This window comes from Vreelandella lionensis, assembly GCF_002087295.1.
GTDB classification, from domain to species: domain Bacteria; phylum Pseudomonadota; class Gammaproteobacteria; order Pseudomonadales; family Halomonadaceae; genus Vreelandella; species Vreelandella lionensis.
Genome location: NZ_MWVI01000100.1, coordinates 100,312 through 121,706, shown reverse-complemented (window position 1 = coordinate 121,706; position 21,395 = coordinate 100,312). Strand labels below are relative to the sequence as shown.

At 52.8% G+C, this 21,395-nt stretch carries 16 protein-coding genes, 2 tRNA genes and 4 pseudogenes; 14 read left to right on the top strand and 8 right to left on the bottom strand.

The window, feature by feature from the left end; translation table 11 throughout:
• The first annotated feature begins 66 nt into the window (after nt 1-66).
• Nucleotides 67-740 (top strand): annotated as a pseudogene (locus B4967_RS17625) (hypothetical protein).
• 11 nt (nt 741-751) lie between these two features.
• Here the strand turns inward: B4967_RS17625 and B4967_RS17620 are convergent.
• Nucleotides 752-1,677 (bottom strand): annotated as a pseudogene (locus tag B4967_RS17620) (alpha/beta fold hydrolase).
• A gap of 61 nt (nt 1,678-1,738) precedes the next feature.
• The gene (locus B4967_RS17615; protein ID WP_083026645.1) at nt 1,739-2,350 is read right to left on the bottom strand and encodes a TetR family transcriptional regulator; all 612 of its coding nucleotides are present in this window, start codon (nt 2,348-2,350) and stop codon (nt 1,739-1,741) included.
• 235 nt (nt 2,351-2,585) lie between these two features.
• On the opposite strand from B4967_RS17615, the gene B4967_RS17610 reads away from it, so the two are divergent.
• On the top strand, nt 2,586-3,617 hold the full coding sequence (locus B4967_RS17610; RefSeq protein ID WP_083026644.1) for a succinylglutamate desuccinylase/aspartoacylase family protein: 1,032 nt from the start codon (nt 2,586-2,588) through the stop codon (nt 3,615-3,617).
• A 192-nt stretch (nt 3,618-3,809) separates the two neighbouring features.
• Nucleotides 3,810-5,264 (top strand): catalase, encoded by a 1,455-nt coding sequence (locus tag B4967_RS17605; RefSeq protein ID WP_083026642.1) that lies wholly within the window; start codon nt 3,810-3,812, stop codon nt 5,262-5,264.
• A 67-nt stretch (nt 5,265-5,331) separates the two neighbouring features.
• Here the strand turns inward: B4967_RS17605 and dusA are convergent, their stop codons facing one another.
• Entirely contained in the window at nt 5,332-6,390 is a 1,059-nt protein-coding gene (gene dusA / locus B4967_RS17600) for a tRNA dihydrouridine(20/20a) synthase DusA (RefSeq protein ID WP_083026640.1), read from the bottom strand.
• Nucleotides 6,391-6,833: 443 nt separating this feature from the next.
• On the opposite strand from dusA, the gene B4967_RS17595 reads away from it, so the two are divergent.
• The 3 genes from B4967_RS17595 (at nt 6,834) to B4967_RS17585 (ending at nt 9,889) form a co-directional block, all read left to right on the top strand.
• Entirely contained in the window at nt 6,834-7,049 is a 216-nt protein-coding gene (locus B4967_RS17595) for a S24/S26 family peptidase (RefSeq protein WP_083026638.1), read from the top strand.
• Nucleotides 7,050-7,764: 715 nt separating this feature from the next.
• The gene (locus B4967_RS17590; protein ID WP_083026637.1) at nt 7,765-8,475 is read left to right on the top strand and encodes a nucleoid-associated protein; all 711 of its coding nucleotides are present in this window, start codon (nt 7,765-7,767) and stop codon (nt 8,473-8,475) included.
• Nucleotides 8,441-9,889 carry a hypothetical protein gene (locus tag B4967_RS17585; RefSeq protein ID WP_083026635.1) on the top strand — a complete coding sequence of 483 codons (1,449 nt, stop codon included), beginning with the start codon at nt 8,441-8,443 and terminating at the stop codon, nt 9,887-9,889. Before B4967_RS17590 ends, B4967_RS17585 begins: the two co-directional genes overlap by 35 nt.
• 78 nt (nt 9,890-9,967) lie before the next feature.
• Here the strand turns inward: B4967_RS17585 and B4967_RS17580 are convergent, their stop codons facing one another.
• The gene (locus B4967_RS17580) at nt 9,968-10,375 is read right to left on the bottom strand and encodes a PIN-like domain-containing protein (RefSeq protein ID WP_243470676.1); all 408 of its coding nucleotides are present in this window, start codon (nt 10,373-10,375) and stop codon (nt 9,968-9,970) included.
• Nucleotides 10,359-11,039, bottom strand: a complete 681-nt coding sequence (locus B4967_RS17575) for a MerR family transcriptional regulator (RefSeq protein WP_083026633.1) — start codon at nt 11,037-11,039, stop codon at nt 10,359-10,361. The genes B4967_RS17580 and B4967_RS17575 overlap by 17 nt, the downstream gene beginning before the upstream one ends.
• A gap of 569 nt (nt 11,040-11,608) precedes the next feature.
• On the opposite strand from B4967_RS17575, the gene B4967_RS17570 reads away from it, so the two are divergent.
• Nucleotides 11,609-12,187 (top strand): hypothetical protein, encoded by a 579-nt coding sequence (locus B4967_RS17570; protein WP_083026631.1) that lies wholly within the window; start codon nt 11,609-11,611, stop codon nt 12,185-12,187.
• Between the two features lie 19 nt (nt 12,188-12,206).
• Here B4967_RS17570 and B4967_RS17565 read toward each other — a convergent pair whose 3' ends face one another.
• Entirely contained in the window at nt 12,207-12,731 is a 525-nt protein-coding gene (locus tag B4967_RS17565) for a helix-turn-helix domain-containing protein (protein ID WP_044627838.1), read from the bottom strand.
• A gap of 287 nt (nt 12,732-13,018) precedes the next feature.
• Here B4967_RS17565 and gltX point away from each other — a divergent pair.
• From gltX to B4967_RS17550, 3 genes and pseudogenes are all read left to right on the top strand, one after another.
• Nucleotides 13,019-14,496, top strand: a pseudogene (gltX, locus tag B4967_RS17560) (glutamate--tRNA ligase).
• A 131-nt stretch (nt 14,497-14,627) separates the two neighbouring features.
• Nucleotides 14,628-14,703, top strand: a tRNA-Ala gene (locus tag B4967_RS17555).
• A 51-nt stretch (nt 14,704-14,754) separates the two neighbouring features.
• A tRNA-Glu gene (locus B4967_RS17550) sits at nt 14,755-14,830 on the top strand.
• A gap of 379 nt (nt 14,831-15,209) precedes the next feature.
• Here the strand turns inward: B4967_RS17550 and B4967_RS17545 are convergent.
• On the bottom strand, nt 15,210-16,091 hold the full coding sequence (locus B4967_RS17545; protein ID WP_062359305.1) for an NAD(P)-dependent oxidoreductase: 882 nt from the start codon (nt 16,089-16,091) through the stop codon (nt 15,210-15,212).
• A 92-nt stretch (nt 16,092-16,183) separates the two neighbouring features.
• A complete protein-coding gene (gltA, locus tag B4967_RS17540; protein WP_083026630.1) occupies nt 16,184-17,470 on the bottom strand; it encodes a citrate synthase in 1,287 nt (428 codons plus the stop codon).
• A 488-nt stretch (nt 17,471-17,958) separates the two neighbouring features.
• On the opposite strand from gltA, the gene sdhC reads away from it, so the two are divergent.
• From sdhC to B4967_RS17520, 4 genes and pseudogenes are all read left to right on the top strand, one after another.
• Nucleotides 17,959-18,336 (top strand): succinate dehydrogenase, cytochrome b556 subunit, encoded by a 378-nt coding sequence (sdhC, locus tag B4967_RS17535; protein ID WP_207953651.1) that lies wholly within the window; start codon nt 17,959-17,961, stop codon nt 18,334-18,336.
• The gene (sdhD, locus tag B4967_RS17530; RefSeq protein WP_083026627.1) at nt 18,330-18,677 is read left to right on the top strand and encodes a succinate dehydrogenase, hydrophobic membrane anchor protein; all 348 of its coding nucleotides are present in this window, start codon (nt 18,330-18,332) and stop codon (nt 18,675-18,677) included. Before sdhC ends, sdhD begins: the two co-directional genes overlap by 7 nt.
• Before the next feature lie 3 nt (nt 18,678-18,680).
• A pseudogene (gene sdhA, locus B4967_RS17525) lies at nt 18,681-20,456 on the top strand (succinate dehydrogenase flavoprotein subunit).
• A 27-nt stretch (nt 20,457-20,483) separates the two neighbouring features.
• On the top strand, nt 20,484-21,194 hold the full coding sequence (locus B4967_RS17520; RefSeq protein ID WP_016914530.1) for a succinate dehydrogenase iron-sulfur subunit: 711 nt from the start codon (nt 20,484-20,486) through the stop codon (nt 21,192-21,194).
• The last annotated feature ends 201 nt before the right edge of the window (nt 21,195-21,395 follow it).

Sequence of the window (21,395 nt, the reverse complement as noted above, 5' to 3'; positions counted from 1 at the left end):
GTTAATAAATAAAGCTTAGGTCAGGCGAAAACAACACTGGGCAACATGCCTGGAGGAGAACACGCCATGCAAACTCTCATATCGGCTGCTCTTCAGTTTCCTACCATCGTATTTACCTTCCTGTTGGCGCTGATCGCGCTCTATTGGCTGCTGGTGCTCATTCGGCTAGCCCCCTTGGAGCTGTTTGAGCGTGACAGCTTGCGCGATGACCATATGGCTAGCACGTTGGTATCGCTTGGGTTTGCCGGGGTTCCCGCCACGCTGGCGCTGAGCTTTTTGGTGCTCTTTGCCGGTGCGCTGTCGCTTGCTATCGAGCTTCTCGCGCTGCGTTGGATGGCGCTGGGGCTGCTCAGGGTACCGGTGGGGGTGTTAGTGGTGTGGGCAGCGTTTGCTATTGCATCGCCCATTGCTGCTGCGGTATGCCATAGCATTCAGCGTGCATTGCACCGCTATCAGCCCTTTAAACGCCGCTGCTTGTTAGGGGCAACGGTGATCGTTGCTGAACGGCAAAACGATAATTCGCCACCGCTACACTGCTGAATGAGCCTAATAGCTCCGTGAGGCTGCACTGCAAAGCGGGAGCTTGCCCCGAACAGGGAGAGCGTCGTGTACTGGTTAAGTACATAGCCGACGAGGGGGCTTACCGCAGCGTGGTGGAACAGCACTATATGGATACTCGGGTTCTCTTAAATAAACTGCGTCTGCAGCATAAGCAACATCCTAATGGTTACCCAACCTAACTCAGCATGTTTTAACCAAACCAACGCCGCCACTGCTTCGCAAACCAGTGCAAGATAGAGGGCGAAGCAGTGGCGGTTGTTTCTGGTGCGCGGTAATGACTAAGTGGAACGTCGAGAAAGTGGCGAATCGGCGCTACCTGTACGGCTGTATTTAGCATGGGGGCGTGGGCACAACCATCTACAGTGAACGTTTTTAGTGATGGTTGAGCCTCGCTCATTCTAGGTAATGTTTCTGCATCCAGCAGGGTAGAGGTTTCGCCACGAATCACCATGACAGGGCAGCGGAGTTTGGCCCAATCGGCCCATATATCGCGAGGCGTATCGTGAATAAACTGCTCGCCAAGGCGCGGGTCGAAGTGGTAGGTCCAGCTCCCGTCGGGTAGGCGGCGTGCGCTGCTCAGCGCTAGCTCCCGCCACTCCTCTTCTCTAGAAATGCCAAAACTGGCGTAGTGCTTGGTAAGCTCAGCTTTTAAGTCGGCAAAGTTGTTGAAGCGATGGGGAACGCCAAAGTAGCTAGAGAGCGCAATAAGGCCCTCTTTGTTTAGCTCTGGCCCGACATCGTTAAGAATTAACCGCGAGATGCGCGAGCGATGCTGATCATCTGCCGCGATGAGCAACCCCAGTAAGCCACCCATAGAGGTGCCCAGCCAATCCACGTGTTCGAGCTGGTAATGATCCAGCAGCGCAATGGCGATGGTGATGTAATGGCTGTAGAGATAGTCGTGGGCGGGGAAAAGCGACCAGCTGGAAAGCCCACGCCCCGGCGTTGGGGTGCGATTACCCGCCATTCACTGCCCAGCTCCTGGGCTAGGGCAGCAAAATCACCGCCGTGTCGGGCCAGCCCGTGCCAAGCAATCAGAGTCCGTTTAGCATCAGGGTTCCAAATGCGGACAGCGATATCAAGCTCACGCACACGGACAAACTCAAGTACATACATATAAGACTCCTAGACAGGGACTTGCTCAGTATAGAAGTATTGCTGCAGTGCAGCGAGAAGGCTAGCGTTGCAGCATCTTAATTAAGGCATCAATGAGCTCAGCGCCTCGGGCTCGCAAGGAGAAGGCGTCGGGGTTACGTAGCCAGTCGTGGAAAAGGCCACCTAACGTGGACTGCATCAACCGTGTGGCAACTTCTGGGGTGATATCGTCGCGTAACAAGTGCTGCTGTTGGGCTAATTGAAAGACGAGAAGCATTTCGTCAAAGCACTCTTCGGAAATCTCGTCCTGCATCTCGATCGGGTTGATATCGCTAAAAAATTCACAGCGATGCAGCAAAATAGATAAGATGCGCTGGTGGGAAGGCTGTTCTAAACGGTTTAACCCCGCATGGCAGGCAAGCCGAATAGCTTCCAGCGGTGAGATAGTTGGGTCAGTATTATTGACCTCTTCCATCAGCGACTGGAACGGCATGCGTACCCGTTCCACCAGCGCCATGAAAAGGTCACCCTTATTTTTAAAGTGCCAATAAACGGCACCCCGGGTTAGGCCGGCATGGCGGGCGATTTGCTCAAGCGACGTGCGGGCTACGCCTTTTTCGAAAAACACCTCTTCAGCATCATCCAACAGCGCTTCGCGAGTTGCAGCAGCCTCCGCTTTGGTTTTTTTTACCATGAAACCGTAACCTCGATATCGACACGTGATCGCTATATTTTATCTGAAGTATCGCCTCTTTTACATTCAAAACTGTATGGATAAGCTGTTTAAGTTGATAATGTAGGTTAGGAAGCTCGTCATTTAGTCTTAAAAAGCGTATAAGACGTATTTGAAAACGCTGTTTTAAAACGCTTTGGTCACCATGTGATGTGACCGGGGCAGCACTGCTTCAACGCACGTTTAAGGAATTGCAATGGCGCGAGCACCTTTCACTCTAGCTGGGCATACCGTCATGCCTGGGCAACGTTTACAGATCGACGTGCCGGTGGCGCGCTTGTATACCCATACGCCGCTACATATTCCGGTAGAAGTGGTGCATGGGCGTAAAGACGGCCCGGTGATGTTGGTATGCGGGGGGATTCACGGTGACGAGATTAACGGGGTCGAAATTGTCCGCCGTTTGCTGCGCTCTAAAGCGATTAACAGCCTGCGCGGTACGCTGATAGCGGTGCCCGTGGTGAACGTATTCGGCTTTCTGCAGCAAACACGCTACCTGCCTGATCCGCGAGATCTAAACCGTTGTTTTCCCGGCAGTGAAAAAGGCTCTTTGGGCGGCCGTATCGCTGCGCTGCTCCGCGAAGAGATTGTCGATCACGCCACGCATATTATCGACCTTCACACCGGCGCCATCCACCGCACCAATTTGCCGCAGATTCGCGCGCAGCTAAGCGCGGGTAGTGAAACTGAGCGCATGGCCGATGCTTTCGGTGCCCCGGTGGTGTTAAACGCTGAGCTACGTGAAGGCAGCCTGCGTCACTATGCTCAGAATCGTGGTATTCCGGTACTTACTTATGAAGCGGGCGAAGCGCTGCGCTTTGATGAGTGGGCGATTGCCCCCGGTGTAAAGGGTATTCTACGCGTGATGCGGCGCCTGGGGATGTTAGCAGGCGAACAGCGCCGCCGTGCGCCCGCACCGGCTGAGCTTGCTAATGGCTCTAGCTGGGCGCGAGCACCCATCGACGGCATTTTACGCCCCAAGGTGCGCTTGGGCGCGCGAGTGGCGAAAGGCGAGATACTTGGTAAAGTCGCTGACCCATTTGGTAATGACGAAGGCGAAGTGCTCGCCATGGCGGACGGTATTGTGATTGGCATGAGCCGTTTACCGCTGGCTAATGAAGGTGAAGCGCTTTATCACATTGCCCGTTTTGACGAAATTGAAGAAGCTGAAACGGCCATTGAGAGCTTCCAATCTAGCCTGACCCCGCCACCGGATGCGATGTACTAACATCCAACGCAGCTAATAAACAAAAGCTATTGCTCTAATAGCCAAGTATCTGGTGCCATGGATGGCGCAATACCTCCTTGTTGACTATACCTGTGTGGGGGCCGCTTTAGCTTACATTAAATAGTGTTGCAAAAGCGGTCATTTCCAGTGGTGCAGACCGTGCCATGTCGAGTGTGACAAGGAGGAAGAGCAATGAGCAGTGGTAGCCAGCATCCCACCACTAATGAGTCAGGTATTCCGGTTGCGAGCGACGAGCACGCGCTCTCGGTAGGCGCCGATGGCCCGATAGTGATGCACGATCACTATCTGATGGAGCAAATGGCAGCGTTTAACCGTGAAATGATTCCTAACCGCCAACCCCATGCTAAGGGCAGTGGAGCATTTGGCCACTTCGAAGTCACCCAGGATATCAGCCAATACACCAAGGCTAAATTTCTGCAGCCTGGCATGAAAACCGATGTGCTGATTCGCTTTTCGACCGTAGCGGGGGAGAGCGGTAGCCCGGACACATGGCGCGACCCGCGCGGTTTCTCGATTAAGTTTTATACCGAGGAAGGCAACTTTGACATGGTGGGTAACAACACCCCCGTGTTTTTCGTGCGCGACCCGATGAAGTTCCAGCACTTCATCCACTCCCAAAAGCGCCGTGCGGATAACGGCCTGCGCGATCATGATATGCAGTGGGATTTCTGGACGCTGTCGCCAGAATCTGCCCACCAAGTCGCGTGGCTAATGGGCGACCGCGGTGTACCGGCCACATGGCGACATATGAACGGCTACTCCAGCCATACCTATATGTGGGTAAACGCAGAAGGCGAGCGGTTTTGGGTGAAGTATCACTTTAAAACCGATCAAGGCATTAAGTGCATGACCCAGGAACAGGCTGACCAGATGGCCGGCAGCGATGCGGATTACCACCGCCGCGACCTGTTTGAGGCGATCAAGCGCGGGGATTACCCCACCTGGACGCTGCAGATGCAGATCATGCCGTTTGAAGACGCCAAAACCTACCGAGTAAACCCCTTCGATCTGACCAAGGTGTGGTCTCATAAAGACTACCCGTTGATTGAGGTCGGTAAGCTGACCCTGGATCGTAACCCCACGGATTTCCACAGCGAGATTGAGAAGGCCGCGTTCGAGCCCAACAACATGGTGCCGGGCACCGGGCTTTCTCCAGATAAAATGCTCTTGGCTCGTTCTATTTCCTACGCCGATGCCCACCGTGCGCGGTTAGGGGTGAACTACAAGCATATTCCGGTTAATACGCCCAAGAGCCCCGTGCATAGCTATACCCAGGGCGGCGCGATGCGCATTCGTCACTCCACCGACCCGGTGTACACGCCCAATAGCAAAGGCGGCCCCAAGGCAGACGGGCAGCGCTACCCGGAAGATGCGGTGTGGTCGACAGATGGGCAATTCGTGCGCGCCGCGTATACGCTGCGCAAAGATGATGACGACTGGAGCCAAGCGCACGCACTAGTGCGTGAGGTGATGGACGATGACCAACGCGACCGTTTGGTTTCCAACGTGGTGGGGCACCTCTCTGATGGCGTGACCGAGCCGGTCTTGGAGCGCGCCTTTGAGTACTGGCGCAATATCGATCAAGAAGTAGGCGAGCGTATTGAGCAAGGCATTCGCGCGCAGTAGCCTCCCAAAAGAAAACGCCCAACGATAAAATCGCTGGGCGTTCGTTAAACCGCCAGCCTGTTGGCCGTTAGGTCACGGGCTGGCGGTTTGTTTGCTCGTCGAGAGGCTCCGCTTCGAACTCAGGCTCACGAACCAAGCCGAGCGCGTCATCAAACAAGCGTAAACCTGCACCCTCTTTATGTGCGTGCTCTGAGAGATGACGACGGAACCGACGCCCGCCAGGGCAGCCCTGAAAAAGCCCCAGCAAGTGGCGAGTAATATGGTTGAGCTTGGCACCTTCATCCAACCGCTGCTGAATGTACGGGCGAAACGCCAAGGCCGCTTCCAAGCGCGTACGGGCCGGGCCCGGCTCGCCAAAGAGCTGCTCATCCACGCCTGCCAATAACCACGGATTTTGGTACGCCTCACGACCCACCATCACGCTATCCACCTGCTCAAGTTGCGCTTGGCACTCCGCCAGGGTTTTAATCCCGCCGTTGATACCAATATGCAGCTCAGGATGGCTCTGCTTTAGCCGGTGCACGCGGGGATAATTGAGCGGCGGAATATCGCGATTCTCTTTCGGCGACAGCCCCTGCAGCCACGCCTTGCGGGCGTGCACGGTAAACACTTCACAGCCTGCTGAGGCCACAATATCAATAAACCGCGCTAAATCCGCGTCTTCATCCTGGTCATCAATACCAATACGACACTTCACCGTGACCGGAATCGACACCGCCGCCTGCATGGCCTTCACCGCCGCCGCCACTTTTTCGGGGTGACCCATGAGGCACGCGCCAATCATATTATTCTGCACCCGGTCGCTAGGGCAGCCAACGTTCAGATTGACCTCATCATAGCCCCACGCCTGCGCAATGGCCGCGCACTCCGCCAGCTCACCCGCATCGCTGCCCCCCAACTGCAAAGCAATCGGATGCTCCACCTCGCTATAGCCCAAAAAGCGCTCGCGGGGAGAACCATGCAGCACCGCCCCGGTAGTCACCATCTCGGTGTACAGCAGCGCCCGCTTGGTTAGCGTGCGCGCGAAGGCTCGGTAGTCTCGGGTAGTCCAGTCCATCATGGGGGCAACAGAAAATCGGCGGGCCGCTTCTGCTGGGTTTTGTTTCGTCCTATTAATCACTTGCATACTTGGTATGCGATGTAAGTACACACATCTATTGCCCTCTGATCGTGGCTATTCGCTAAATGAACAGCAGCACCATGACCTACCATGGTGGCTATCAGAAGTGGTGGGCGCGTTGGCGGGCAATTGTACGCAAGAAAGGGTAGGCAGCACAAAATAAGTCGCTGCGCCTTGATGCACGGGTGGGGCGCCTCAAAAATTCCTTCCGACATCGCAGGTGTTCATCATCCTTGCTAAGTTCTGGTTATTTTTGCAGCACTAGGCTTTAAGCGCGATTCAGCGCATCGCTCATAATGGAGCCAACAGCGGAACGCGGATGCGAGTGAACTCCTGTGGGCCTGCCGTGGTGGGGATGAAGCACCTACCGGTAGCAGAGATGGACCGGCGGAAGTTTCCGCCTAGCTGTTTTTCGGGATCAGCGACGAGGTGCCCCAGGTGGGCCGTGGATGGAAGGCGACGTGCTGGTGGTAGACGAAGCCCAATTGTATGGCCGCGCCAATCTGGTAGTGTCGGAGGTAGAGGGCGAGTTCCGATTATTCAAAACCCACCGCGTCGGCAGCCGCTGCCGCTTGATGCCACCCTCAGGCAGGGAAGGGTGCTTCATCACCGCTAGACAGTTTCGCGGGGTGGTGGTCAGGCAAGCGCGGTGTTGGGCGGTGTAAGCCATTTCTTACAAAAGTATGGCGAAAGGCTTACATCATCGGTTAAGTTTATTTGTCATAGTGACCTTGTCGCCCAATAGCACGCGTTGCGCAAGCGCATCGCCAGAATATTGCGGCAGCAAAACCCTCAACCATGTGGAGTGGCTGGGGGTTTGTATTGGATCATGGCCTGAGCGGGACGGCTGGTTGCTCCAGTGCTGGTATGCAAGGGGGAGTTAGTGCCCCAGGCATACTGTGAATGGGGTGGCCGTTCTAATTGGCCGTTATAGCCAGCGGCGGGAGATTTTTAATATCAGAATATAAGGGACTCAACATGATGGGACAACCGTTAGACGGAGTACTGAATCAGGCGCAACGTAACACGCTAGAAATCGTAGATTTCATTTTTCATATCATTGACCCCGAGGCTCCTGGGAAGGGAAATAAAGCTCGACGAGGTTCAGCTGCAAGATAAACAGAAAACTTTCTTTCTTGATAGGCTGCGGGACATCGCCGAAGGCACACAATATGTTTTTAATCCCTAAGCCATGAATCTGCAGGATCAAAGTCAACAGCTCATTGATGATCGTGATGGATTCATTGAGCTTTCATACCTAATGACTCAAGAGTTTGCGCGCCTCCACCGTGGTCAAATGTCGGCGGGTGTTTTTATTTTCTCAGTGGTTAAGTACCTAACCGATGCACATGATTGCAACAATTAGCGTTCCTAGTAAAGATGGATCAACAGGAATCATTTGCTTACAGCTATGAAGAGATAGACGGTCGGAGAGTAGCTGTTGTCAACGAAATTCCCAATGCTCTCAACGAGAATAAACATGCGATTCAAAAGAGTGCGTTAATCGATCCTGCAAACCAGTTTGCTTGGGATGTATTGGCCTTTGATCGTGTCAAAAAGCCAGTATTGAGTGATTACTTCCAGTCTTTCCTAGGCGTAATTGAACGTCAGCAGGATGCAGCATTAACCCGGATGGCTTATTCAGCGGTTCGGAAGTGGGCTAAAGATGTGCCCCGGGATCAACTTCCTCCAGGAGAAGATGTAAACACTTACAGAGAAAGAGCGCTTAATTACCTAAACGACCATGATACTTTTGAGACGGATGCATTTCTTGATTCAGTAGTAAAAGATGAAAATGCTGAGCGAAAAGCAAAGCATATGGGGGCACTACGAGATGCCTTAGCTGAAAATGGCGTGGCTGGCCAAAGCTTTCGGCCTCGTCCCGATTCCCTGCCTAAAAAGCAGCGCAAGCAGGTCTATGAGACCTCAGAAGGTGTTACGATAATATATGAAGGCAGTCGTGAGGAAGCAGGCATGCACATTGAAGATATAGATGGTGGCGGCAAGCGTATCACTATCGAAACCCACCAGCTAACGCCTAAAGGTGAGAGCCGCAATGTATCCTGTTTTGGATCTGCTCCAGGCCATTGATGATCTTCGCCCTCATGCATCGCAAGAAATTGATGAGGGCTTACGCTTGATTATGGAAGGTGATGAGCTTAGCGCATCTGTGCGAGAAAGGCTGTTGAGCGTATTTAACCACATTGAGCGATTAGGCATTGAATCGCCAATGCTGAAAATCGTTGATACTGGCGACACTATTGATGCAGAAGATCTATCTACAAGCGATTTTGATGGTGAACCTTGGCGTTTAATCTTAGGTAAAACGCCCATAGCAGGTCGCCTCCGAGCAAGAGGCGATGAGACAACATTACTGTTCTTTAGTGTTAATGGTTTCCAGCAGTGGCTTATTAACTGGGACCCTTGCTTGTACCCTACAGGCAATATCCCTGACTTTGCGAAGCCCGTGACAATAAGAGTTCAAGGGCTTTCGCAAAGTGTTGGAGGACCACTGCTCTGGGTTATGCCTCCAGGAGCGCCATGCCCTAGCGTTGAAACAATTAGCCTGCCCGAATCTAAAGACGTTCATGGATTAATTCATACTAACGCTACCCGTGGACTACGGGTTTGCACTATGGGATATGCTCTAACCTGGGGAGATTTAGAAAATCCAGAAGTAGCTCCATTGGTTAAATTGAGCTCAATGGTATTGTCTGTTTGTCTCGTGCAAGAATTACGCTGTATTGAAGGTCGTTATGAAGCTACCCTGAAAGGCACAAAGCGTATTTCTATGCCGTTGTATGATGAAGATCAGATTGTAAGTGCTAAGACACTAAAGATTTTAATCGAGGCAGTTCTCTGGGTATATGAAGAGAGACCTGAAACTCGCCTCAGTCTAGTAATGGACAGGTTGTCAATCGATATTGAGCGAGAACAATCTTTGCTTTCAGGTATGGAAAATCACCTCGAAGCCGCTCTGTACCAAGCACGTGACAGCTATGCATTTGTTATTCTAGAACGTAAAGACGCTTACCATAAAGAAGTGCGTGAGCTTATGAAGGACATGAAATCTCATGCAGATTTATACGCTGCGAAGGTTCGTGAACTTGTTAATTCGCTCACACGTGATGCACTTGGTATTTTATTTTTTGTTGCTTTTTCGTTCATTGCCAAATTCGATAAGAACAACTTCGAAGACCTATTAGTTAGCGCTGAGTTGGCATTTTTGGTAAAAGTTCTGTCTTGCTACTTATTATTGTCATTTGTTCTCCAATTAGCTGCACACTGGCGAGATGTTTTGCTTGCTGATCAGGAAAGCAAAGCATGGCTCGATGTATTACAGCACTATTCATCACAGGCGGATAAGCAAAACCGTTTTCTTCAGCCTATCGATAAGCGGCGAAGAACTTTCTATTTTTTCTTGTTTATTACAGGTTGTGCTTATTTATTACTAGCTTGGGCAACATGGAATTTACCAAAGCTCATTGAACCTTGGATTGGTTAGCTATAATAAATGACAATAACGGAAAGCCCCGCTAATTTTGCGGGGCTTTTTGTACAAAAAGATCACTTAACAGCTTTCCTACGTCCCTTTAGCTTGGGGGATCTTACCCAAGTCAGGTCGTAGTGCATGGGGCCTGTTGTCTGAATCACTTCTTTTGGATATGACGGGCCACCATTCAATCAAGCGCAGCGCGGTTTGCCAGACGTTTTTCTTTTTCCAGTCCTTACCCAGGTTAATTGTGGTAATCCCGCAATATTCGAAGGCAAGCATTTCCGGGTCACCTTTATTGAAGCGATCCTTCGACAGGATCACCCAGGTTTCCTCTGATTGTTGAAGGCGTTCAAGCCACACTTGGTCGGGCACGCCATGGCCTCCGTTAAAGGTTTTGGCATGCACGATGGTATGGCTTTCGCTGCAGAGTTTGGCTAGGTGGTTAAGAGCGCTGGCAATGTGATGGCTGATGTTTTCGTCAATGAAGAAGTGCACCCGATAAAACCCTTGTCTCGAATTTTACGGCGCGTTCCACTTCCTCTTGTGTCAACTCATACGCACGGGCTGCCGCTTCGGCGCTGCCTTCTACCTCTGCCGCTTGAGCCAGGGTGGCGGTGGGCATGTGGCTGGGTAGCACAATGGGCTTGCCGAAGGCAAAGCGAGGATCGACCACGATGTTCTCGTCCTCGGGATCAGGCTTCCAGCGAATCGGGCAGCCGGATGGGTCAAACTCAATATCCGCTTTCAGCGAAGGGGAGATCACAGCATGAAACACGTTTTGACGTTTCACGAGGTCGGTGATGGCCGTTTCGCCGCTGTCTTCCAGCACCTTCAAAAACACTTTTTTGCCATCTGTGCTGAGTTGAGGGTTGATCAGAGGATAGTCACGCTGCAAGTAGTCTCTGAGCACGTGTAGTGCTTCACGAATCACCGGCAAGCTCACGTTGTGGCGACGGAATTGCTCCACCGCACGCAGTTCTAGCAGGTCCTTAAAGCTCAGCGTGTCTTCTGCGCCTAACGCTTGGGGTTCGGGTTCCCAGAGAGGCCCTTTGGTTGACCGCTCAGGCATCAGCCAACGGCGGATCTTCTCCGCGTCTACGCCAATGAGGCGCTCTGCTTGCCTGGGGCTGTAAAGCCCGATGTTAGTGCATGCGGTCATGATCTACCCCCCAGCTTGGTGCTAGGTGTGAAATACGGCGGTTTGAAAGTGGGGTCTTTTTGAGGGTTTTACTCTGTTATACATGGCTATAGTCTGACACTTTAAGTGGACAGCGCAAGGCAGATTGGCCACAAAACGTGTCACTTTGCCACTTTCCGTGCTGCACTGCGCAAACCTGTTTAGAGCGTCTTTGCTGGCTAAAAAGCTGTTTTGGCTAACGGTTTTTATTGAGATCCAGCTACTCGCTGGGAGGCAACCACCTATAAAAAGCCTCGTATGTAATGGGCGTTGGCTAGGGCGTTTTCGAAGGTGTCGCCTGCTGAATGGCAGCCGGACACCACTAAACCATAGGTGTGGCACTCGTCGCCGCGCTCAATGGCATTAGGAAATAAAATTGCTCATCTTTATATCAGTGGGGGCAGCAGTGGCTAGCTTAATTCGAGGCCAGCGTAAGCTGATTTGATATTGCACAACCCCTGCATCACATTGCGTATTTTGCGGTCAAAAGCGGTATGGTGAGAGCCCGAGAGAGGCAGTGTTACGCCTATTACAGAAGATGAGGAGTCGTTATGGGGAAAACGCTAGGTTATGTTGGCGTGGCGCTAGTGGGGACCCTGCTGTTGTACGGCTGTAGTGGGCCTGAGGAAGAGGTCGCACAACACCAGCCACACTCAGTGGCCGAAGAGCGTGCTTCTAAACCTGAGCCGTCTGCACAACAGGTTGAGCCGCTCGATGTAATGATTTCAACCGCTGCTTTTTTACGTCCAGACCGGCGTTTGATGGTGGAAGGCGAAACCAATCTGCCAAATGATGCCCAGCTACAAGTAGTGGTAGAGCGAGAAATTAGCCGCGTACGCTGGCAAGAGCGTACACGTGTGGTGAATGGTAAATTTGAAGCTGGCCCACTGGGCTCTGGCAGTGGCTTACCGGATGGCAGTTATCTTGTCACCGTGCAGTTAGGCGAAGCCACCGTGCAGCCAGAAAGCGTGCAGGCCCGCATTGGTACCCAGGGCGAATACTTGGCGGGAGAGCTCATCAGCCAGTCCCGCCATGGGTTAGGGCAGGTAGCCACCTACTCGCGCCGTTTCTTGGTAGGCAGTGAACCAAGACGGACGCGCGACCAGGTGGACGTTATTGAGGACAAGTAGGGATGGGGAGGTAGATGCTTTAGGCAGGACACCAGTGTGCTAACAACACCGCATGAATCGAGGTGTCAGTGGGCGCTTTGGAGAAGTGCTCAATGACAAATCGGCCATCACGCTGGATGAGATAGTGGCCTGCTTTATGAAACACATGCGTTGGGCCAAGCAACAGCAAATCACCAGAGGCTACTGGTGAAAAATCCGTTTCTTTGCCAGGGGTGGCCATCACGCAAGGTGCTTTCCAGTCAATCTTCAACGGCAGATGATGCGGTACGGTAATGGTCGTTGCCTGAACCTGTTCCCAGGGGAGGGGACCAGTATGGGTCAGGGTCAACAGTTGAGGCGCACTGTCACCTTCCAAAAGGGTAGCCAGCGAGCAATCAAGGGCATCGGCGAGCGCTACTAAGCGTTCATGACCGATCTGCTTGATCGCCCCGGACTCCCAATAAGAAATGGTGACATCTGACACGCCAACTTTACGTGCAAGGGCAGCTTTGTTGAGCTTGGCCCGAAGTCGCAGTTGCTTGATACGTGAGCCTAGCGATTCCATTTCATTTTCCTGTCGATGAGCTAAATCAGCTCGTTGAATGTACTTCCACCTTGATAGGTGGCGCTCTGAACATGCTGAAAATAGTGAGATTCATTCTCATGCATGAACACGAATCATAGGTACTACACCATACTAAGCGATTGTGCTTTAACGCGCATCTTCCTATCTATGTTCTGAGAGCTTTCGATCAGACGCTTTTAAGTCAAACTCGTTCCCTTCCCAATGCTGTTGGTTGTTCTTAGGGTGCGTATAATGGCGCCACGCTTAACTGCTAAAGGGAACTGTTGATGACCGTACGTACTCGTATCGCGCCTTCTCCTACTGGAGACCCCCATGTAGGCACGGCCTATATTGCACTGTTTAATCTCTGCTTTGCTCGCCAGCACGGCGGTCAGTTCATTTTGCGTATTGAAGACACCGATCAAGTACGCTCCACTCCTGAGTCAGAACAGATGATTCTCGACTCATTGCGTTGGTTGGGGCTTGAGTGGGATGAAGGTCCGGATGTAGGTGGTCCCCACGGGCCGTATCGGCAAAGCGAGCGGGGCGATATTTATGCGAAGTATGCCCAGCAGTTGCTAGACGCCGGGCATGCCTTTAAGTGTTACCGCACCAGCGAAGAGCTTGATGAGCTGCGCGAGTCACGCAAAGAGGCAGGCCTGCATTTGGCATTGAAGCCAACTGATTTAGCCCTGGACGCAGAAGAGCAATCACGTCGTGAGCAGGAAAGCTGGCCCTATGTGATTCGTATGAACGTGCTCAGCGAAGGCGTGTGCGTGGTTAGCGATATGCTGCGCGGTACGATTGAAGTGGATTGGGCGCAGGTTGATGCTCAGATTCTGATGAAATCAGACGGTATGCCTACGTACCACTTAGCTAACGTGGTGGACGATCATTTAATGGGCATTACCCACGTGCTGCGTGGTGAAGAGTGGATCAATTCCGCGCCGAAGCATCAACTGCTGTATGAGTACTTTGGTTGGGAAATGCCGCAGCTTTGCCATATGCCGCTGCTGCGTAACCCGGATAAGTCCAAGCTCTCCAAGCGTAAAAACCCAACGTCGATCAATTACTATCGCCGCATGGGCTTTTTACCCCAGGCCGTGACCAACTACCTGGGCCGTATGGGTTGGTCGATGCCTGATGAGCGTGAAAAATTCAGCTTGTCAGAGATGATGGCAGAATTTGATATTCAGCGTGTCTCGCTCGGCGGGCCCGTGTTCGACCTAGAGAAATTGACGTGGTTGAACGGTGTCTATATCCGTGAAGACCTGGATGACGACGCACTGCTGCAGGCGCTGCGTGAGTGGGCGTTCAATGATGCCTACGTGAAGCAGATTTTGCCGCAAGTCCGCCCTCGGGTAGAAACGCTCTCCCAGGTTGTTCCCTGGCGGGCCACTTTTTCTCTGGCTTGCCCGCAATCACTAAAGATGATTTTGACAGCGTAAAGCTGGACAACGAAGAGCTAGTGAAACTGCTGCAATTCCTGGTATGGCGCTTTGAAGGCGTCTCTGCTTGGCATAAAGAAGCGTTGCTGGAGGAAGTCAAAAGTCTGGCAGAGCACTTTGAGCTAAAAATGAAGGCCTTCCTGGCACCAGTGTTTATTGCCATTACAGGCAGTACCTCAAGCACCTCGGTGATGGATGCGATGGCTATTCTTGGCTCTGACGTGACGCGTGCACGGCTTCGCCATGCGATTGCCGTATTGGGTGGCGTGTCCAAAAAGCAGGCGAAGCGCTTTGAAAAAGAGTACCGCGACCTGTAAATAATCATCGTTACTGGTGATTGAGAAGAGCGCCGCGCGATCTTAGCGTGAGAGCGCGGCGTTTTCTTCGATAAATAGGCTTGACGAAGATCAGGCGAATCAGTAGTATACGCTCCGTCTTCAAGACATGTGGGGCCTTAGCTCAGCTGGGAGAGCGCAACACTGGCAGTGTTGAGGTCAGCGGTTCGATCCCGCTAGGCTCCACCAATATCAGTAGCACTGATGTTGCCTTGTCAAAGATGCTTCCAGGTTAGATACGTCCCATTCGTCTAGTGGTCTAGGACACCGCCCTTTCACGGCGGTAACAGGGGTTCGAACCCCCTATGGGACGCCACCTCATATCTATATCCGCACGTCCAAAATATTATCATTAGCAAATAGCAATGAGTTTTCTCACTTGCTCTTTTTGCATTCCCGTCGTCTGGAACTTGCGTCTATTTCACGCGTTTTTTGTCAATATTGTGCTTGACTTGTCCACTTTTGCGTCTCCGTGGAACAGGTTGTGCACAACCACATAAATATGAAGCAAAAAATCAGCGATTTAGCTTAATTTCTTTAAAATCAGTAGTTTATGGTAGATCAAAAAATGACCAATTTAAGGCTGGGTCACTGTTCATGGCGATTGTGGGACGTTTTCTAGTGGTTGTGAACAGGGTTATCCACAGATAGTGTGGAAAACCCTGTCCAGGCTGGCAGTGCTAAAAAGTCAAGCGTTATTCAGGCTTGCGCAGCCGTTTTAATAGCGATGAAGTATCCCAGCGGCCACCTTCCATACGCTGTACATCCGCATAAAACTGGTCGACTAGGGCGGTAACGGGGAGGGTGGCATTTAGCCTACGTGCTTGCTCTAGGCAAATGCCCAAATCCTTGCGCATCCAGTCCACCGCGAAGCCGTGGTTATACTCATTGGCGATCATTGTTTTGTGGCGGTTCTCCATTTGCCAGGAGCCAGCCGCTCCTTTGGAGATGACGTCAATCACTTGATGCTGGTCTAGTCCTGCCTGTTCCGCAAAATGCAGTCCTTCCGCTAGCCCTTGCACTAAACCGGCAATACAGATTTGGTTCACCATCTTGGTGAGCTGACCGCTGCTGGCAGTTCCCATCAGTGTGACGGCGCGGGCGTAGTGGTTGAGAAAGGGCGCCACAGTGTCGAAGTGGTTTTGCTCACCGCCGCACATAATCGTTAGCGCGCCGTTCTCGGCCCCCTGTTGGCCGCCAGACACCGGTGCATCAATAAATGCCACGCCTTTCTCGCGGCAAGCTGCGTCCAGCTCCAAGGCCAGATCGGCCGACGCGGTGGTGTGGTCTACTAAGTAGCTGCCGCTCATCATGGTGCTGAGAGCGCCGTCTGGCCCGGTGGTTACTTGGCGAACATCGTCGTCATTTCCCACGCATACCAACACTAAATCAGCGCCCTCAGCCGCTTCGGCGGGTGTTGAGTGAGCCGTGCCGCCAAACGCCTTGGCCCATGCCTCTGCCTTGCTGGCAGTACGGTTGTAAACGCGAGTGGTAAGGCCTTGTTTGGCAAGGTGGCCGGCCATAGGGTAGCCCATTACGCCTAGGCCAATAAAAGCAACGGTGGTAATAGATCGCATAAAACACCTTTGTTGTTGGTAGGAAGCAAACAAAAGGCCACCCGTGGGTGGCCTTTGTCATCCTATGCGTGCATTAGCGCGTTAGCCGCCAATCACTTGGTAGGATAGTCACGTTTTTCGTGACCGATATACAGCTGGCGCGGGCGGCCGATTTTGTAGCTTTCGCTGAGCATTTCGTGCCAGTGAGAGATCCAGCCAATGGTGCGCGATACTGCAAAGATCACAGTGAACATATTGGTCGGAATACCCATGGCTTTCAGGATAATGCCTGAGTAGAAATCAACGTTCGGGTACAGTTTACGCTCGATGAAGTATTCATCTTCCAGGGCAATCTGTTCCAGGCGCTTGGCGATTTTGAGCTGCGGGTCGTCGGCCATGCCTAGCTCGGCCAACACTTCGTCGCAGGTCTCTTTCATCACTTTGGCGCGTGGGTCGAAGTTGCGGTAAACGCGGTGACCAAAGCCCATCAGTTTGAACGGGTCATTCTTATCTTTGGCTTTATCCACGAAGCGCTGAATGTTCTCTTCTGAGTCGTCACCAATCTCATCGAGCATGTTCAATACGGCTTCGTTTGCGCCGCCGTGAGCCGGGCCCCACAGAGCCGCGATACCGGCGCTGATACAGGCAAACGGGTTAGCACCGGTAGAGCCAGCTAGGCGAACGGTCGAGGTAGAAGCGTTCTGCTCGTGGTCCGCATGCAGCATAAAGATGCGGTCCATGGCTTTCGCGTATACCGGATTGATTTTGTACTCTTCGCACGGGTTGCTGAACATCATGTAGAGGAAGTTCTCTGCATAGCTCAGGTCGTTGCGCGGATAGTTGAACGGTTGGCCAACGTTATATTTGTGCGACATTGCTGCCAGGGTCGGCATTTTAGCAATGAGGCGAATAGCGCTGATCACCCGATCTTCTTCCTGAGTAATGTCCATGTGATCATGGTAGAAAGCGGCAAGGCCGCCTACCACACCACACAGAATCGACATCGGGTGCGCATCGCGGCGGAACCCTTTGAAGAAGTTGTTGATCTGGTCATGCACCATCGTGTGATTGCGAATGCGAGATTCGAAATCAGCATACTGCTCATCATTGGGAAGCTCGCCAAACAGCAGGGTGTAACAAACTTCTACAAAGTTCGACTCTTTCGCCAGTTGATCAATGGGGTAGCCGCGGTGCAGCAGTACGCCCTTGCCGCCATCGATATAGGTGATTGCGGACTGGCAGGAAGAGGTGGCCATAAAGCCGGGGTCGTAGGTAAACAGGCCTTCAGCACCTAGGCCGCGCACGTCGATGACGTCGGGGCCAAGTGTGCCGGAATACATGGGTAGCTCGATCGTCTTATCGAGACCGTCTACCGTCAATGTCGCTTTCCTGTCAGCCATGCTGGCCTCCTTTCGAGTTCGGTTTGGGACGTAAAGTCGTTGTTTCGCATGCCGCGCCGGCGAAAAGGCTTGCCCACTATAGAAGCGTGCGACATTTTGTCAATTAGCCTATGCGCTAGCCGGTCTTGTACATATATTGTTTGAGTGAATAATTTTTGTATATGATTAATGGGAGGTTCATAGTAACGAAGTGCCAGAGAATTGACGATACGTTAACAGGCTTATCAAATCGTCAATCAAGTGTCACTATAACCATGCTGCATCGCAAAATCGACTCGGGTTGGCGGCAATTTTCTTGCACCATGGTCGAGTTAAGCCTGAGTTCGGTTTGTCAGCAGGGGCTAAGGTTCTTATAATCCACGGCGCGCGACCGGCAGGTAGGTGGTCGTGCCCGACTTGGCAACGGCCGAGCCCCTTCCAGCAACCACTGCCCGCTCGGGCTATGCCCGACCTGTCGCTGAGCGGGCCAAGAGAGTGTGTATAACGCCGTGAATAGCAAACGACCCGTAAACTTAGACCTGACTACGATACATTTCCCACTTCCGGCCCTAACGTCGATTACACACCGTATCACGGGTGTCATCCTGTTCGTTGGCCTGATCTTCGCTTTTTGGGCGTTGGGTAAATCCCTGTCATCTCCGGCTGGCTTTGATGCTGTCAGCAGTGCCTTAGCCAACAACTTTTTGGCCAAGTTCATTGCGTGGGGGCTGCTGTCTGCCTTGGCATTTCACTTTGTGGCCGGCATCAAGCACCTATTGATGGACGCCAACATTGGTGTGACGTTAGAAGGTGGCGTTAAAAAAGCACAGGCTACTGTGGTAGTGAGTGCAGTTCTGATTATTCTGGCAGGAGTTTGGGTATGGTAACCAATATCACAAGTTTTGGCCGTAGCGGGCTGTCCGACTGGCTGATGCAGCGCGTTTCTGCGGTCATCCTGGCCCTTTACACGGTTTTCGTTGTTGCCTACCTGCTGTTTAATCCGAACCTGGACTACTACGCCTGGAGCGGGCTGTTCGAGCAAACGTGGATGCGCATTTTCTCGCTGCTGGCGTTTGTCTCTATCGCTGCGCACGCCTGGATCGGTTTGTGGACAGTCACTACCGATTACCTCAAGTCCACTCGCCTGCGCGTAGGTGTCCAGACGCTGATTATTCTGGCCATCTTTGTGTACCTGGTGTGGGGCATTCAAATTCTGTGGGGAGCTTGATACATGTCTAACCTTCGTAGCCTGACATTTGACGCCATTATCATCGGTGGTGGTGGCTCTGGCCTGCGTGCTGCGCTTGAACTGGCAAAGTCTGGAAGAAGACAGCCGTACTGTCCAAAGTGTTCCCGACACGCTCTCACACGGTCTCTGCGCAGGGTGGTATTACTTGCGCCATCGCGTCTGCCGACCCGAATGATGATTGGCGCTGGCACATGTACGACACGGTAAAAGGCGGCGACTATATCGCTGACCAGGATGCCGCTGAGTACATGTGTTCTGAAGGCCCTAAAGCAGTTTTTGAACTGGAGCACATGGGCCTGCCGTTCTCACGTTTTGATAACGGCCGTATTTACCAGCGCCCGTTCGGCGGTCAGTCAAAAAACTTCGGTGAAGGCGGCCAGGCAGCCCGTACCTGCGCGGCAGCCGACCGTACTGGTCACGCACTCCTGCACACCCTGTACCAGAACAACCTCAAGAACAACACCACGTTCTTGAACGAGTGGTACGCGGTCGATTTGGTCAAGAACGCTAGCGGTGACGTGGTGGGCTGTATTGCCATGTGCATCGAAACCGGTGAAGTGGTTCACGTTAAATCGAAAGCCACGGTTCTAGCCACTGGCGGTGCAGGCCGTATCTATGCCTCTACCACTAACGCCCTGATCAACACCGGTGACGGCATTGGCATGGCGCTGCGCGCTGGCTTCCCGATGCAGGACATGGAAATGTGGCAGTTCCACCCGACCGGTATTTACGGTGCGGGCACCCTGGTAACCGAAGGTTGCCGTGGTGAAGGCGGTTACCTCGTCAATAAAGACCGGCGAGCGTTTCATGGAGCGCTACGCGCCCAACGCCAAAGACCTGGCAGGCCGCGACGTCGTTGCGCGCTCCATGGTGATGGAAATTCTCGAAGGCCGCGGCTGTGGCGATAAGGGTGACCACGTCTTCCTGAAGCTTGATCACTTGGGCGAAGAAGTCCTTGGCAAGCGTCTGCCGGGTATTGTGGAGCTCTCCAAAACCTTCGCCCATGTTGATCCGGCGAAAGACCCGATTCCGGTCGTTCCGACCTGCCACTATATGATGGGTGGTATTCCGACCAACATTCATGGCCAAGCAATTACCCAAGACGAAAATGGCAACGACCATATCGTTAACGGTCTGTTTGCCTGTGGTGAAGCGGCGTGTGTATCTGTTCACGGTGCTAACCGTCTGGGCGGTAACTCACTGCTGGATTTGGTGGTCTTTGGCCGTGCGGCGGGTATGTTCATCGAAGGCGCGCTGAACGAAGGTATCGAGTATCTGGACGCTTCCGAGTCAGACATCGAATTCGCCATGAAGCGTATTACGCGCTGGAACGAGTCTGAAGAGGGCGGCGAAAGCATCCCTGAGCTGAAAGCCGAGCTTCAAGACATCATGCAGAACTCTTTCGGTGTATTCCGTGAAGAGAAAAACATGCAGGAAGGTGTCAAAAAGCTAGCGGAACTGCGTGGCCGTATTGCCAATGCGCACCTGCCGGACAAATCCAATGTATTCAACACTGCTCGTGTTGAGGCGCTGGAGCTGGACAACCTGATGGAAGTGGCAGAAGCAACGGCGATTGCTGCCCTTGAGCGTAAAGAGAGCCGTGGTGCCCACTCGCGCTACGACTACCCAGACCGTGATGATGTTAACTGGCTGAAACACTCGCTCTACTTCCCGGCCAGTAAAGAGCTGAAGAAGCGCGACGTCAACTTCAAGCCGAAAACCGTCGATACGTTCGAGCCCAAGGTTCGTACCTACTAATCTCCGCACCGACGAGAGGGAGTCACCATGTCCAATCTTCAGGTATCCGTATACCGCTACAATCCGGAAACCGACTCCGCACCTTATATGCAGGAGTTTCAGGTCGATACCAAAGGCCGCGATCTGATGGTGCTGGATGTTCTGCATTTGATGAAAGAGCAAGACAGCGGTCTGGCCTATCGCCGTAGCTGCCGTGAAGGCGTGTGCGGTTCCGATGGCATGAACATGAACGGCAAAAATGGCCTGGCGTGCATCACGCCGCTGTCAGACGTTGTGAAAAACAACAAGCTGACACTCCGCCCGCTGCCTGGCCTTCCGGTCATCCGCGATATGGTGGTCGATATGGGGCTGTTCTATAAGCAGTACGAGCGTATTCAGCCGTACCTGCAGAACGACACCCCGGCACCGGCTATCGAGCGCCTGCAGTCGCCGGAAGAGCGCGACAAGCTCGACGGCCTGTACGAGTGTATTCTCTGCGCGTGCTGCTCCACGTCGTGCCCGTCGTTCTGGTGGAATCCGGACAAGTTCGTAGGCCCAGCGGGTCTGCTGCAGTCCTACCGCTTCCTGGCCGACAGCCGCGATACTGCAACCCGTGAGCGCCTGACCAGCCTGGAAGATCCGTTCTCGGTCTTCCGCTGCCGTGGCATCATGAACTGTGTCGCCGTGTGTCCGAAAGGGCTCAACCCGACCCGTGCGATTGGTAAAATTCGTGAAATGTTGCTCGCGGACGCCACGTAACTACTTAATCCTATGAAGAAAAAGCGTCTACCACGTAAGTTGCAGCATAAAGCTACTTAAATCGTAGCGCTTCGCTTGTTATCATAGGGGCTGTCACGGTGCGGCGACGCGTCGCACCATGACCAGTCAAGTTTAAAAGCCGGTGCTTTAAGTACCGGCTTTTGAGCATGAACTGAGTGTGAATCGCGTCGCAAATACGTG

Excerpts from the sequence above, each read along its gene's own strand:
- B4967_RS17545 (WP_062359305.1), bottom strand. The coding sequence starts at position 16,091 with ATGCGATCTATTACCACCGTTGCTTTTATTGGCCTAGGCGTAATGGGC.
- gltA (WP_083026630.1), bottom strand. The coding sequence starts at position 17,470 with ATGGCTGACAGGAAAGCGACATTGACGGTAGACGGTCTCGATAAGACG.
- B4967_RS17520 (WP_016914530.1), top strand. The coding sequence starts at position 20,484 with ATGTCCAATCTTCAGGTATCCGTATACCGCTACAATCCGGAAACCGAC.
- B4967_RS17595 (WP_083026638.1), top strand. The coding sequence starts at position 6,834 with ATGGAAGGCGACGTGCTGGTGGTAGACGAAGCCCAATTGTATGGCCGC.
- B4967_RS17590 (WP_083026637.1), top strand. The coding sequence starts at position 7,765 with ATGGATCAACAGGAATCATTTGCTTACAGCTATGAAGAGATAGACGGT.
- B4967_RS17605 (WP_083026642.1), top strand. The coding sequence starts at position 3,810 with ATGAGCAGTGGTAGCCAGCATCCCACCACTAATGAGTCAGGTATTCCG.
- B4967_RS17615 (WP_083026645.1), bottom strand. The coding sequence starts at position 2,350 with ATGGTAAAAAAAACCAAAGCGGAGGCTGCTGCAACTCGCGAAGCGCTG.
- dusA (WP_083026640.1), bottom strand. The coding sequence starts at position 6,390 with ATGCAAGTGATTAATAGGACGAAACAAAACCCAGCAGAAGCGGCCCGC.
- B4967_RS17565 (WP_044627838.1), bottom strand. The coding sequence starts at position 12,731 with ATGGAATCGCTAGGCTCACGTATCAAGCAACTGCGACTTCGGGCCAAG.
- B4967_RS17610 (WP_083026644.1), top strand. The coding sequence starts at position 2,586 with ATGGCGCGAGCACCTTTCACTCTAGCTGGGCATACCGTCATGCCTGGG.
- B4967_RS17585 (WP_083026635.1), top strand. The coding sequence starts at position 8,441 with ATGTATCCTGTTTTGGATCTGCTCCAGGCCATTGATGATCTTCGCCCT.
- B4967_RS17575 (WP_083026633.1), bottom strand. The coding sequence starts at position 11,039 with ATGACCGCATGCACTAACATCGGGCTTTACAGCCCCAGGCAAGCAGAG.
- B4967_RS17570 (WP_083026631.1), top strand. The coding sequence starts at position 11,609 with ATGGGGAAAACGCTAGGTTATGTTGGCGTGGCGCTAGTGGGGACCCTG.
- sdhD (WP_083026627.1), top strand. The coding sequence starts at position 18,330 with ATGGTAACCAATATCACAAGTTTTGGCCGTAGCGGGCTGTCCGACTGG.